The organism is Kitasatospora sp. NPDC056783 (assembly GCF_042789895.1).
Classification (GTDB): Bacteria; Actinomycetota; Actinomycetes; order Streptomycetales; family Streptomycetaceae; genus Kitasatospora.
In genome coordinates this window covers 1-13,224 of record NZ_JBHUAF010000056.1, presented here as the reverse complement: position 1 = coordinate 13,224, position 13,224 = coordinate 1, and the positions used below count along the sequence as shown (strand labels likewise).

At 71.4% G+C, this 13,224-nt stretch carries 11 protein-coding genes; 8 read left to right on the top strand and 3 right to left on the bottom strand.

Annotated features, from left to right (window positions below):
* The first annotated feature begins 155 nt into the window (after positions 1-155).
* Positions 156-1,220 carry a metallophosphoesterase family protein gene (locus ACFRMQ_RS11715; RefSeq protein ID WP_380729595.1) on the top strand — a complete coding sequence of 355 codons (1,065 nt, stop codon included), beginning with the start codon at positions 156-158 and terminating at the stop codon, positions 1,218-1,220.
* A 201-nt stretch (positions 1,221-1,421) separates the two neighbouring features.
* On the opposite strand, the gene ACFRMQ_RS11710 is transcribed toward ACFRMQ_RS11715, so the two are convergent.
* A complete protein-coding gene (locus tag ACFRMQ_RS11710; protein ID WP_380701724.1) occupies positions 1,422-1,784 on the bottom strand; it encodes an ArsR/SmtB family transcription factor in 363 nt (120 codons plus the stop codon).
* Positions 1,785-1,924: 140 nt separating this feature from the next.
* Between ACFRMQ_RS11710 and ACFRMQ_RS11705 the strand changes: the two genes are divergently transcribed.
* Complete coding sequence (locus ACFRMQ_RS11705) at positions 1,925-3,505, top strand: MFS transporter (protein WP_380729593.1); 1,581 nt, start codon at positions 1,925-1,927, stop codon at positions 3,503-3,505.
* A 34-nt stretch (positions 3,506-3,539) separates the two neighbouring features.
* Here ACFRMQ_RS11705 and ACFRMQ_RS11700 read toward each other — a convergent pair whose 3' ends face one another.
* The gene (locus tag ACFRMQ_RS11700) at positions 3,540-4,208 is read right to left on the bottom strand and encodes a GntR family transcriptional regulator (protein WP_380729591.1); all 669 of its coding nucleotides are present in this window, start codon (positions 4,206-4,208) and stop codon (positions 3,540-3,542) included.
* Positions 4,205-5,677, bottom strand: a complete 1,473-nt coding sequence (locus tag ACFRMQ_RS11695) for a chlorohydrolase family protein (protein WP_380729589.1) — start codon at positions 5,675-5,677, stop codon at positions 4,205-4,207. Before ACFRMQ_RS11695 ends, ACFRMQ_RS11700 begins: the two co-directional genes overlap by 4 nt.
* Before the next feature lie 318 nt (positions 5,678-5,995).
* Between ACFRMQ_RS11695 and ACFRMQ_RS11690 the strand changes: the two genes are divergently transcribed.
* The 6 genes from ACFRMQ_RS11690 to ACFRMQ_RS11665 all read left to right on the top strand — a co-directional run bounded on the left by ACFRMQ_RS11690 (position 5,996) and on the right by ACFRMQ_RS11665 (position 13,114).
* The gene (locus ACFRMQ_RS11690) at positions 5,996-7,102 is read left to right on the top strand and encodes an ABC transporter permease (protein WP_380729587.1); all 1,107 of its coding nucleotides are present in this window, start codon (positions 5,996-5,998) and stop codon (positions 7,100-7,102) included.
* Between the two features lie 85 nt (positions 7,103-7,187).
* The gene (locus ACFRMQ_RS11685) at positions 7,188-8,909 is read left to right on the top strand and encodes an ABC transporter substrate-binding protein (protein ID WP_380729585.1); all 1,722 of its coding nucleotides are present in this window, start codon (positions 7,188-7,190) and stop codon (positions 8,907-8,909) included.
* Positions 8,909-9,910, top strand: coding sequence for an ABC transporter permease (locus ACFRMQ_RS11680; RefSeq protein WP_380729583.1), 1,002 nt, complete (start codon positions 8,909-8,911; stop codon positions 9,908-9,910). Before ACFRMQ_RS11685 ends, ACFRMQ_RS11680 begins: the two co-directional genes overlap by 1 nt.
* Entirely contained in the window at positions 9,910-10,923 is a 1,014-nt protein-coding gene (locus ACFRMQ_RS11675; RefSeq protein ID WP_380729581.1) for an ABC transporter ATP-binding protein, read from the top strand. Before ACFRMQ_RS11680 ends, ACFRMQ_RS11675 begins: the two co-directional genes overlap by 1 nt.
* Positions 10,920-11,894 (top strand): ABC transporter ATP-binding protein, encoded by a 975-nt coding sequence (locus ACFRMQ_RS11670; protein WP_380729579.1) that lies wholly within the window; start codon positions 10,920-10,922, stop codon positions 11,892-11,894. The genes ACFRMQ_RS11675 and ACFRMQ_RS11670 overlap by 4 nt, the downstream gene beginning before the upstream one ends.
* An 8-nt stretch (positions 11,895-11,902) precedes the next feature.
* Positions 11,903-13,114 carry an amidohydrolase family protein gene (locus tag ACFRMQ_RS11665; RefSeq protein ID WP_380729625.1) on the top strand — a complete coding sequence of 404 codons (1,212 nt, stop codon included), beginning with the start codon at positions 11,903-11,905 and terminating at the stop codon, positions 13,112-13,114.
* Positions 13,115-13,224: the final 110 nt, after the last annotated feature.

The window sequence follows — 13,224 nt, the reverse complement described above, 5'->3', positions numbered from 1 at the left end:
CGCTCGGCGCCTCCCCGGGGCTCGGCCAGCCGTCAGGGGCTGTTCACCTGCCCGTTCACCGGAGGTCCCGGTTGATCGCATATTGATAACGGGTCTGGTCCGAAGTGCGGGTCCGGCCACCCCTCCGGCCCGTGCGCAGTGAAAGGAAATGAGCCATGGAACGCAGATCTCTGCTCGGCGCCACCGCCGGAGCACTGATCCTCGGAGGCCTCGCCCAGGGGACCGCCTCGGCGGACTCCGGCCGGGGCAACGGCCAGGGCGACGACAACGACCAGGGCAAGGGCGGCAACGGCGACGGCAACGGCGGTCTGGTGACGTCGTTCAACGTCATCAGCGACATCCAGGGCGACCTCGGCGACTTCGCCCAGGCCCTCAAGGACATCAAGGCCACCAACCCGCGCTCCACCGGCCTGGCCGTCGCCGGTGACATCACGCCGCGCGGCTACGACTTCGAGTACGCCGAGGTGCAGAAGGTCCTCGACCAGGGCCCCAAGCCCCGCGAGATCGCCTGGGCCATCGGCAACCACGAGTTCTACGTCCCCAAGTGGTCCGACCCGAACACGCTCGCCCAGAGCACCTGGCCCAACGGCACCACCGAGGACTCCCTCTTCCGCAGCTTCTACCGCTTCGCCAAGCGCTCCTCGATCTACGCGGAGACGACCTTCGGCGGCATCCCCGTGCTGACGCTGGGCACCGAGCGCTACATGCACTTCCACGACAAGGCGCTGTGGGACGAGGTGTGGATCAGCGACGCCCAGTTCCAGTGGCTGGAGGAGCGCCTCCAGTACTGGACCCGGCGCCGGAAGCCGGTCATGGTGATCACCCACCACCCGCTGCCCAACACCGTCTCCGGCACCCGCAGCAAGATCTACATGAGCGACTACCTCCAGCCGGACCGCCTCCTCGGCCTGCTCGGGCGCCACCGCGACGTGTTCCTCTTCAGCGGCCACACCCACTGGGACCTCACCCTTTCCGACTGGTACGTGCGCCGCGTCGTGCCCGGCACCGCCAACCTCGACGGCTTCTCGGTGATCAACACCGGCGCCGTCCAGACCGGCTTCGCCGACAACGGGCAGGGCGGCGAGGTCACCGTCCCGGGGCACTTCAACCAGGGCCTCCAGGTGGACGTCCACCGCGACCGCGTCGTCATCAGGGCCCGTGACTTCGCGACGGGGGCCTGGATGAAGCAGGTGTCCGTCCCGCTCTCCACCCGGATCTGACCTCCAGGCGCCCACGGCGGCCCGCATCGACAGTTCCTCACCGAGCTGTCGGTGCGGGCCGCAGGTCGTCGCCCGTGCGGGACGCATGTCGCTTCGATGGCCGAATTCCGGTACGGGATACGTCTGTTGGCGTACTTTTCCGCAGTGCGACGCCCTCGGGTGGGAACCCGGTCGACCCCGGGGCGACCTTCCGGCCCGGGGTCAGGCTCCCCGTGCCGGGCGGGCGGGGCGCCCGCTCGGCTCCGCCGGGGGCGGCGGGTTCTGGCCGATCAGGGCGAGCAGCCCCGGGAAGCGCGCCTCCAGGTCCTCCCGGCGCAGGTGCGCCTTCCTGCTGTTGCCCCGGTCGATCTGCTGGACGAGCCCGGATTCGCGCAGGACTCGGAAGTGGTGGCTGAGGGTGGACTTCGAGACCTCCAGCCCGAAGGACAGGCAGGTCCGCTCGGTGCCCTCCGGCAGTCCCGCGAACTCCTGGACGATCCTGTACCGCAAGGGGTCCGACAGGGCGTTCAGGACCGTAGGGAGCTCCATCTCGTCCCGGCTCGGGTGGCCTTCCGCGTCGACCATCGCTCCGCCTCTCCGTCGCTCGCCGGCCGCAGCCGTGGGCCAGGTTCGATTTGCATGATACCTCTGCCGCCTGAAAACCTTAGGTTCGATAGAAACCGAACCTAAGGTTCGGAGCCCTCCGGAACGGGAGCTTCCCCACCATGGCTGCACAGACCGAATCCCCCCTCGCCGGGGAGGACGCCGGACCCCGGGCGTCAGGGCGCCGGCGGCAGACGCTGATCCTGGCCGCCGTCCTGCTGGCCGTCTTCGTCGTCCCGACGTCCATCTCCGGCACCGGTGTGGCGCTGCCGTACATCGGCTCCGACCTCGACGCCGGCCTGGTGCCCCTGCAATGGGTCGTCAACGCCTTCAACGTGGCGTTCGCGTGCCTCACCCTCGCCTGGGGGTCCATCGCCGACATCATCGGCCGCGTCCGCGCCTTCGCCCTCGGCGCCACCGTCTACGCGGCCGCGTCGCTGGTCAGCGTCTTCGCCGGCGACGTGATCCTGCTGGACGTCGCCCGTGCCCTGGCCGGCATCGGCGGCGCCGCGATCTTCTCCTGCGGCGCGGCGCTGCTCTCCACCGTCTTCGAAGGACCCGCCCGCGGCCGGGCGTTCGCGCTCTTCGGCACCGTCGCCGGCCTCGGCGTCTCCTTCGGCCCGTCGCTGTCCGGCGTGCTGGTCGAGAGCGCCGGCTGGCGCTGGGTGTTCGCCGTGCACGTGATCGTGCTGGCCCTGGTCCTGCTCGCCGTCCCGGCCATGGGCCGCGCCGTGCGGGAGAACCGCGTCGAGGGCGCGCGCGTCGACGTCCTCGGCTCCGCCCTGTTCGTCCTCGCCATGCTGCTGCTCACCACCGGCATCGCGCAGGGCTCGCAGTGGGGCTGGGCCGGACCGGGCGTGCTCGGCCTGTTCGCCGGCACGATCGCCGTCCTCGCGCTCTTCGCCGTGGTGGAGAAGCGCGTGGAGCACCCGATGCTCGACCTGGGCGTCGTCGCCGACCGCCGGTTCCTGGCGCTCTGCCTGGTGCCGGTGGCCGGCTCCTTCGGCTTCGTCACCATGCTGACCTACCTGCCCGGTTACCTCGCCGCCGCCGGAGGCTACTCCAGCGGCGCGGCCGGTGCGGTCATGCTGATGCTGACGGTCCCGATGCTGGTCCTTCCCCTGGTGGCCGCCAAGCTCGTCGCCAAGGGCGTCTCCGCGATGGGCATCATCCGCCTGAGCCTGGTCCTCCTGGTGGTCGGTGTCGTCGGCCTCCAACTCTTCGAGCCCGGGGTGAACCTCTGGCTGGTCGCCGCGCCGATGCTGGTCACCGGCACCGGATACGCCCTCGCGGCGGGCCTCGTCGACGGCCAGGCCCTGGAACTCGTCGCTCCGGAGCGGGCCGGCATGGCCGCCGGCTTCCTCAACACCATGCGGCTCGGCAGCGAGGCCGTCGCCGTGGCCGTCTACGGTTCGCTGCTCGCGACCGTCATCAGCGGCAGGACCCGGGACGACGTCGCCGGCTACGCCGGTGCCGGTGACCCGGCCGCCGTCGCCGGGACCGTCGCGAGCGGCAACATCTCCGGCCCGGCCGGACGGGTCGCCGAGGCGCGGCGCGGCAGCTTCACCGACCTCCTGGTCCACGCCTACGACGGCGCCTTCCACACCGTGCTGTGGGTGCTCGGCGGCGTCTGTCTGGTGCTGCTGGTGCTCGTCGTGGCGCTGTCGGGCGGCCGCGGGACCGAGCGGGCGAAGACCCGCTGACCCCGCGGCCGTACGCGCGGAACAGGACCGCCGGCTACGCGGGCGGGAGCACCTCCGAGAGCGCCTGGAGGACCGGTTCGCGACGGACGTCGATGTGGGCGTAGGAGAGCGCCTCGGCGAGTTTGGGCCGGCCCGAGTAGATGACGCGGCAGATCTCCCGGTGTTCCGCGCAGTGCAGGCGCGGGCCGGCCTCGGTGGAGGTGAGGCGGAACAGCCAGTGCATCAGGCCGAGGGAGGGCTGGAGGGAGGCCTGCAGCAGCCGGTTGCCGGTCATGGTGATGATCTCGGCGTGGAAGGCGGTGTTCTCGGCGGCGATGCCGGCGGCGTCGTCTCGCAGGGTCGCTTCCTCGGCCCGGTCCATGATCTGCCGCAGCGCGGGATGGTGGTGCCCCTGGGCGCAGCGTTCGGCGGCGCGGCCCGCGGCGAACACCTCCAGGCTCAGCCGCAGGTCGAAGAGTTCGTCGACGTCCCTGAGGGTGAGGCGGCGCACGGTGGCGCCGCGCCGCGGCTCGGTGACGACGAGGCCCTCGGCGGCGAGTCGTACCAGTGCCTCGCGCACCGGGATGCGGGAGACGCCGAGGGACTCGGAGAGTTCGCGCTCGCGCAGCCTGGACCCTTGCGGGTGGCTGCCGGAGTGGATGCCGGCGCGGATGCACGCCACGGCGCGGTCCACGTGGGTCGAGGTGGCGGGTTCGTCGGTCATGCCTGGATCCGGAAGTGGGGGAAGGTCGGCGGGAAGAGGGTGTCGGCGTCCCGGCGCAGGAAGTCGCGTTCGGGGTAAGCCGCCCGCATCTTATCGAAGAGGTGCTGGGCCCGGTTCCGCAGCGCGGGGAGGTCGACGCCGGGGAGCGCGCGGTCCACCAGGACCGGCCGGCCCGCGACGACGGAGTGGGTGGCCTGGCGGGCGGTGCCGCTGAGGAGGAAGGTGCGGACGGGGTCGTCCTGGACGCCGTCGCGGATGTCCGCGAGGTCGAAGGCGACGAGGTCGGCCTGGGCGCCGGGTTCGAGTCGTCCCAGGTCGGCGCGGCCCAGCGCGCGGGCGCCGCCGAGGGTCGCGGCCTCGACGTAGTGCTCGGCGGGGGCCGCGTCGAACCGCTCGTCGACGAGCTTCGCGAGGTGCACGCCGGTGTCCATGCCGCGGACCAGGTCGGGCGGGAAGGAGTCGGTGCCCAGGCAGAGGTTCACGCCGGCGTCCCGGTAGGCGCCGAAGGAGTGCAGGACCGAGCCGTAGCGCAGTGAGGTCAGCGGGCAGTGCACGACGGACACGCCGGCCCGGGCCAGCCGGTCCAGGTCGCCGCGGTCCTCGCCGTGCACCGACGGGTGGCGGTCGACGAGCATGGTGTGGGGGATGAGCAGCCGGGTGCCGAACAGGCCGGTGTCCTCGATGAGCCGGATGGGCGTCACGCCGTGCAGGCGCTCGACCAGTTCGCGTTCCAGGGTGCCCTGGAGGGCGTGCAGTCGCACGAGGACGTCGCGGCCGCGGGCGACGGCGGCCGTCTCGCGCAGCAGGTCCGCGGTCAGGGTCTCGATGCGGCACGGCAGCAGGACGCCGGTGAGCAGCGGGTCCGCGAGCCGGTCGAGGTGGTCGAGGAAGCGGACGGCGTCGGCCAGTCCGGCGCGGCCCCGTTCCTCGTCGAAGGCGACGTCCCGACTGCCGTCCGGCAGTGCCACGTTGACGCCGGAGCGGTAGGCCGGTCCGAGGTAGCCGCGCAGTCCGATGCGGCGTGAGGTCTCGGCCATCGCCACGAGTTCGTCGTACGGCTCGGCCCAGGAGCTGTGCACCTCGGAGGCGATCGGCATGTAGGTGGTGATGCCGTGCAGGGCCAGTTGCGCCAGGGCGAACTCGCGGACGGTGCGCCGTTCTTCGGGGGTGAAGACGTCGTGGCGTCGGTGGTCGAAGTAGTCCCGGGACCACTGGAGTCCGCGGCCGTGGCCGGGGGCCTGCCAGGAGTCGAGGACGAGGTGGTCGATGTCGGTGAGGGCGTCCAGGTCGATCAGACCGGGCATGACGAGCGAGTCACCGAGGTCCAGGTCGGCGTCGACCGGGCCGTCGTAGTCGCGGCCGACGTGGACGATGACGTCGTCCTCCCACACCACCTCCCCGTCGCGCAGCAGGGCGTGGCCGCCGTTCTGGTGGGCGAGGACGTGACGGGCGCGCCAGCGCGTGCGCATGGGACCTCCTGAGGGGGCTGTCGAGTGAGGGGGTGTCGAGTACGGACAACCTAGAGGCTGGCATACCAAGTGGGGAAGAGAGGCGTGCCTGGCGTCCACATCGTGACATCCGGCGCGCCCTGTTGCAGTCGGCCGCGGGGCATCGCCAAGTCGCACATATTCGCAGGTAGAAGCGATTTTTGGCGGCCTCGGTGGCGCTGCGAAGACGTCGCCCGACACGCGGATCGACCTTTTTGTTGCTGTCAGGTCTGGTGGCGAATCCTGATTTCGGTATACCGTCCGGGTCACCCCCCACCCCCAAGCGCCGGAGGACCCGACGTGTTGGATCCGCATGTGCCGCCGAGCCGGACGCCCCCCGCCGCCGCGTCGGAGCCCCGTGCCCAGCAGGCGGCCACAGAGCAGCCGGCCACGCGGCAGGCGGCCACCCTCTCCCCACCGCCCGCCACGACACCCCCGGCACCCGCCGCGGAACCGGCCGGCGCGCGCACCCTCCTCGGCACGGCGTGGCTGCGGATCCGCCGCAGCCGCGTCGCCGTGGGCGCGCTGGTCGTCGTGGCCCTGATCATCCTGTTCGCGATCCTGGCCCCGCTGCTGACGTCCCTCGAAGGCCACGACCCGTACACCTCCCTGACCGGGCCCGACTACCTCGACGAGGTCGACACCCCGGGCCTGCCGCTGACGTACTACCGGTTCCCGTCCCCGGACCACTGGCTGGGCCTCGAACCGGGCCTGGGCCGCGACCTCTTCGCGCGCATGGCCCACGGCGCCCGGATCTCGTTGGTCATCGCGCTGCTGTCCACGCTGGTGTCGGTGTTCCTCGGCACCGTGATCGGCGCCGCCGCCGGATACTTCGGCGGCAAGGTCGACATGGTGATCAGCCGGGTGATGGACCTGTTCCTCGCCTTCCCCCACCTGCTGCTCGTCCTGTCGCTGACCCCGATCCTGCAGTCCCGCCTCGGCGGCACCGCGCTCGACTCCGGGAGCCTGCTGCCGGTCGCCTCACTGGTGATCATCCTGGGCTTCTTCGGCTGGGCGTACCTGGCCCGCATCGTGCGAGGACAGGTGCTGTCCCTCCGGGAGCAGGAGTTCGTGGAGGCCGCCCGCGCCTACGGGGCGTCCCGGCGCAGCGTCATCTTCCGGCAGATCATCCCGAACGTGATGGGCGTCGTGCTGGTCTACGCGACCATGCTGATCCCCACCAACATCACCGCGGAAGCGGCCCTGTCCTTCCTGGGCGTCGGCGTCAAGGACCCCACGCCCTCGTGGGGGCAGATCCTCAACGCGGCCCAGGCCGGCAACTGGTACCTGTCCGATCCGTGGTTCCTCGCCGTCCCGGCGGGCGCGCTCGTGATCACGGTGCTGGCCTTCAACCTGCTCGGCGACGCCGTCCGTGACGCGCTGGACCCCAAGGCCTCCCGCCACTGAACCCACCTCCCCCGCGCTTCGACCCCCTCCGTTCGAGGCGTCCGACGTCCCTCCCACTTCCCCCACCTGTACCTGAGGAGACGCAGTGCAGCGACGCACAGCAGCCGCGGTTGCCCTGACCCTGACCACCGCGATGGCCCTGACCGCCTGCAGCGGCAGCAAGCCCGCCCCCGGTTCCGGCGCCGCCAGAGCCGCGGGCGGCACCTTCGACCCCGTCCACGTCGGCAAGGGCTTCGACACCAGGGGCGGCAACATCAACGTCCTGATGTCCACGGACTTCCAGACGCTCGACCCCGGCAACAGCAACTACGTGCAGACCGCCAACGTGGGCCAGCTGTACTACCGCACGCTGACCATGGCCAAGGAGACGGCGGGACAGCCGCCCACGATCGTGCCGGACCTCGCCACCGACCTCGGCACCCACTCCGAGGACGGCCTGACCTGGACGTACACCCTGCGGGACGGGCTGAAGTTCGAGGACGGCACCCCGATCACCAGCAAGGACGTCAAGTACGGCGTCGAACGCACCTACGCGCGCGACGTCTACACCCAGGCGCCGCAGGAGCTGAACTCCGCGCTCGCCGACGACACCTACAAGGGCCCCTACACCGGCGGCGACTTCAAGGGCATCGACACCCCGGACGACCGCACGGTCGTCTTCCACCTCAAGCAGCCCTTCGCCGAGTTCCCGGCCCTGGTCTCCCGCTCGAACACGGCGCCGGTGCCCAGCGGCGCGGACACCAGGCTCGACTACACCAACCACCCCGTCTCCTCCGGCCCGTACAAGATCAAGTCGTACCAGCGCGGCCGCTCGATGCAGCTCGTGCGCAACGAGCAGTGGGACCCGGCCACCGACCCCAACCGCCCGGCCCTGCCGGACACCTTCACCTTCAGCCTCTCCACCGCGCAGGCCACCATCAGCCAGCAACTGCTCGCCGACTCCGACCCGACGGCGATCACCCTGGACAGCAACGGCGGCCTCCAGGTGTCCGACGCCTCCCAGCTCAACACGCCCGAGGTGAAGAAGCGCACCGCGGCCGGCCTCCTCGGCTGCACCGACGTCCTGGACCTCAACACCCGCACGATCGAGGACCCGCAGGTCCGCAAGGCCATCGCGCTGGCCATCGACCGCGCCGCCATGCACCTCCAGTACGGCGGCAACCGGTTCGGCCAGCTCACCCAGTCCTACATCAACCCGGCACAGCGCGGCTACGTCGAGCAGCACACCGCCCTGGACCCCTCCGGCAAGCCGAAGCCGGACGAGGCCAAGAAGCTGCTGGAAGGCAGGACCGTCCCCAAGAAGCTGGTCTACGGCTACGCCGACAGCAGCCCCCGCTACAAGAACATCGGCACCACCCTGCAGCAGAACCTCAAGCAGATCGGCATCGAGGTGGAGCTGCGCCCCATCCCGGCGGCCAACTACTTCACGACCCTCGCCGGCGACCAGATGCCCGACATCGCCCGCAGCGGCTGGTGCGGCGGCGCCGACAGCGGCTCGGTGCGCACCACGGTCGACCCGAACCTCGGCCCCAGCGTGGACGGCACGACCTACGGCTTCTCCAACATCCCGCGCTACTTCGACCCGGAGGTCTCCCGGGCCATGTACGAGCTGCGGGGCACCAACGGCACCAGCGAGGAACTGGGCCGGAAGTGGGCGACCCTGTTCGACCGCGCCATGCAGGACTACCCGCTCGTCCCGCTGGTGCGCACCTACACCAACAGCGTCGTCGGCTCGAAGGTCCGCGGCGCGCAGGTGGGCTACTTCTTCGGCGGCATCGACCTGTCGGCCGTGGGAGTCGAACGCTGATGACCGGATTCCTGCTGCGGCGCTGCGCCGCGATGATCGCCCTGCTGCTCGTCATCAGCTTCGTGACGTTCAGCCTGTTCCAGCTCGGCCCCTCCGACCCGGCCGCGGCCGCCTGCGGCCAGGAGTGCACCCCCGCCCGGGTGGCCGAGGCCCGGGTCGCCCTCGGGATGGACAAGCCGTTCCTGACCCAGTACGCCGACTACATGTCCGGCCTGCTGCACGGCCGGATGATCGGCGCCCCCGGCACCGAGACCCTGTGCGAGTGGCCCTGCCTCGGCAAGTCCTTCCAGACCAACGAGGACGTCACGGCCGTCCTCGCGCGGGCCCTGCCGTACACCCTGTCCGTGGCCGGCGGCGCGATCGTGCTGTGGACCGTGGCCGGCGTGGGCCTGGGCCTGCTCGCCGCGCTGCGCAAGGGCCGGTTCACCGACAAGCTGATCGTGGGCGCCGCCTCGGTCGGGGTGTCGCTGCCCATCCCGGTGACGGGCCTGTTGCTGCTGCTGGTCTTCGTCAGCACGCTCCACGTGCTGCCGTTCACCACCAACGCGATCTCCTCGCCGTTCGGGCCCGCCGGTCCGGGGGCCTGGTTCCTCAACTACCTGCTGCCGTGGGTGGCGCTGGCGGTGCTGTCCAGCGCGCAGTACATCCGCGTCACCCGCAGCAGCATGCTGGAGACCTTCGGCGAGGACTTCATGCGCACGGCGCGCGCCAAGGGCCTGGCACGGCCCGCCGTCGTCCTGCGCCACGGCGCGCGGGCCGGCATCACCCCCGTCGTCACCATGCTCGGACTGGACATCGGTCTGCTCCTGGGCGGCGCCGTCCTCACCGAGCAGATCTTCTCCGTCCCCGGGGTCGGCTTCACCGCGGTGCACGCCGCGCAGTCGGGCGACCTGCCCGTGATCATGGCCATCACGATGGTGGCCGCGTTCTTCATCATCGTCTCCAACGTGGTGGTCGACGCCGTCTACGCCGTCATCGACCCGCGAGTGAGGGCTTCCTGATGACCACACCACCCGCCGCGCCCCTGCTGGACATCCGCGACCTGAGGGTGACCTTCCCGACCGACGACGGCCTCGTCCACGCGGTCAACGGCATGGACCTGACCCTGTCGCGCGGGGAGACCGTCGGCATCGTCGGCGAGTCCGGCTCCGGCAAGACCGTCACCAGCCAGGCACTCATGGGCCTGCTCAAGGACACCTCGGCCACCGTCACCGGGCAGATCCTGCTCGACGGGCAGGACCTCAACGCGCTGACCGAGGCGCGGATGCGCGCCTACCGGGGCAAGAAGATCGCGATGATCTTCCAGGACCCGCTGTCCGCGATGCACCCCTTCCACCCGGTCGGCGCGCAGATCGCCGAGGCCTACCGGGTGCACAACACCGTGAGCAGGAAGGCCGCGGCGGCCGCCGCCGTCGACATGCTCGGCCGGGTCGGCATCCCCGACCCCGGGAAGCGCTACGACGCCTATCCGCACGAGTTCTCCGGCGGCATGCGCCAGCGCGCGATGATCGCCATGGCCCTGGTCTGCGAACCGGAACTGCTGATCGCCGACGAGCCCACGACCGCGCTGGACGTGACCGTGCAGGCGCAGATCCTCGACCTGCTCGGCGAGTTGCAGGCCGAGACCGGGACGGCGGTCATCCTGGTGACCCACGACCTCGGCGTGGTCGCCGAGGTTTGCCACCAGGTCGTGGTGATGTACGGCGGGCTCTGCGTCGAGCGGGCCTCCGTCGCCGACCTGTTCAGGACACCCCGACACCCCTACACCCAGGGCCTGTTGGAGTCGATGCCGTCGCTGACGGACGCGGGTGAGCGGCTGCGCCCGATCCCGGGCTTCCCGCCCTCGCTCCTGGACCTGCCCCAAGGCTGCCTGTTCGCCGACCGGTGCCCGCACACCCACCTCGTGCCCGAGGACGCCTGCCACACCCGCCGGCCGGAGCTGACCGGCCCCGGGACGCACCCCTCGCGCTGCCACCTGACCCACCCGCAACCGGCCCGAGAGGCGCTCCGATGACGCAGCTGCTCCAGGTGACCGACCTGACGAAGCACTTCCCGGCCCGCTCCGGCGTCTTCCGCTCCGGCGGCGGCGTCAAGGCCGTCGACCGCGTCAGCTTCTCGGTCGACGCCGGCCAGACCCTCGGCCTGGTGGGGGAGTCGGGCTGCGGCAAGTCCACCACCGGACGCATGCTCATGCGGCTCCTCCAGCCCACCTCCGGCAGCATCCGGCTGGACGGCCGGGAGATCTCCGAACTGCGCCGCTCCGACCTCCAGGAGTACCGGCGGCAGGTGCAGATGGTCTTCCAGAACCCGTCCTCCTCGCTCAACCCGCGCCAGTCCGTGGGCAGCGCGATCGCCGCCCCGCTGCTGGCCCAGCGCGTCACCCCGCGTGGCGGCGTCAAGGCCGCGGTGCGGGACCTGATGGACCGGGTCGGGCTGCGCCCCGACCACTACAACCGGTTCCCGCACGAGTTCTCCGGCGGCCAGAAGCAGCGCGTGGGCATCGCCCGGGCGCTCGCCCTGGGCCCGCGGCTGATCATCTGCGACGAACCGGTCTCCGCGCTGGACGTCTCGGTGCAGGCCCAGGTGATCAACCTGCTGGAGGACATCCAGCGGGACACCGGCGTCGCCTACGTGTTCATCGCCCACGACCTGTCCGTGGTCAAGCACTTCGCCCACCGGGTCGCCGTGATGTACCTGGGCCGGATCATGGAGCACGGGGACACCCGCGAGGTGTTCGACGCTCCGCGACACCCCTACACCCAGGCGCTGCTGTCGGCCGTCCCCCGGGCGGACCCGGACGCGGACCGCGCCGGGCGCATCCGGCTGACCGGAGACCTGCCCAGCCCCACCGACCCGCCCTCCGGCTGCGTGTTCCGCTCACGCTGCCACCTGCGGCCACGCCTGGACCCGGAACGGGCCCGCCGGTGCGCCGACACCGTGCCGAGCGGCGCCATCGCCTGCCACCACCACACCACTGAAAGGTGACGACAACCGTGCTGATCCGCAACGTCCGCCCCTGGGGCGGCGACCCCAGTGACGTCGAACTCTCCGGCTCCCGCATCGCCGGGATCCGCCCGCACGACCCCGCGGCCCGCCCCGAGGGGGAGGTGGTCGAGGGCCGCGACAGGCTGCTGCTGCCGTCGTTCAGCGACGTGCACGTCCACCTCGACTCGACCAGGATCGGCCTGCCGTTCCGGCCGCACACCGGCGCCCCGGGCGTGTGGGCGATGACGATGAACGACCGGGACAACTGGCGTTCGGCCGAGGTCCCGCTCGTCGAGCGCGTCGCCGGGACGCTGGAGCGGATGATCGCCCGAGGGACGACGCGGGTGCGTTCGTACGCGCAGGTCGACGTGGACTGCAAGCTGGAGAAGTTCGAGGCCGTGGTGGCCGCGAAGGAGAGGTTCGCGGGCCGGGCCGACGTCCAGATCATGACCTTCCCGCAGGCCGGCATCCTGCGCGAGGAGGGCACCGTCGACTACCTGGAGGCCTCGCTGAAGGCGGGCGCGGAGGTCATGGGGGGCATCGACCCCTGCACCCTGGACCGCGACCCCAAGCGGCACCTGGACATCGTGTTCGGCCTGGCGGAGAAGTACCAGGTCGAGGTGGACATCCACCTGCACGAGCCCGGCCACCTGGGCGTGTTCTCCACCGACCTGGTCATCGAGCGCACCCGGGCCCTCGGCATGCAGGGCAAGGTCACGATGTCGCACGCCTACGAGCTCGGCTCGGTCGGCGAGTCCGTCAGCCGCCGCATCATCGACGAGTTCGCCGAACTCGACATCGCCATGGCCACCGTGGCGCCGTCCGGCCGCGGGCACCTGTCGCTGGTTGACCTGGTGGAGGCGGGGGTGCGGATCGGCCTCGGCGAGGACGGGCAGCGCGACTACTGGAGCCCCTACGGCAACTGCGACATGCTCGACCGCACCTGGCAGCTGGCCTTCGTCAACAACTTCCGGCGCGACGACCTGATCGAGATGTCCCTGGCGGTCGCCACCCTCGGCGGGGCCTCGATCATGAGCCACGAGGTGCCCCGGCTGACGGGGACCGGGGACCGGCCCGGTCTCGCGGTCGGCGACCGCGCCGACCTCCTGCTGGTCGACGGCGAGACCCCGACCAGCGCCGTCATGGACCGGGGCACCGACCGCACGGTCCTGCACGACGGGGTGGTGGTCGCGGACCAGCTGGCGCTGACGCGCGCCTGACCGGCCGCCTGCTCCCCGCGAGGGCGGGGTGACCGGTGCGCGGGGTGGGGCCCCGGGTGAACCTTCCGCACCACCCCCAGGGTCACAAGCCGGGGTAGTACAAGAAGATC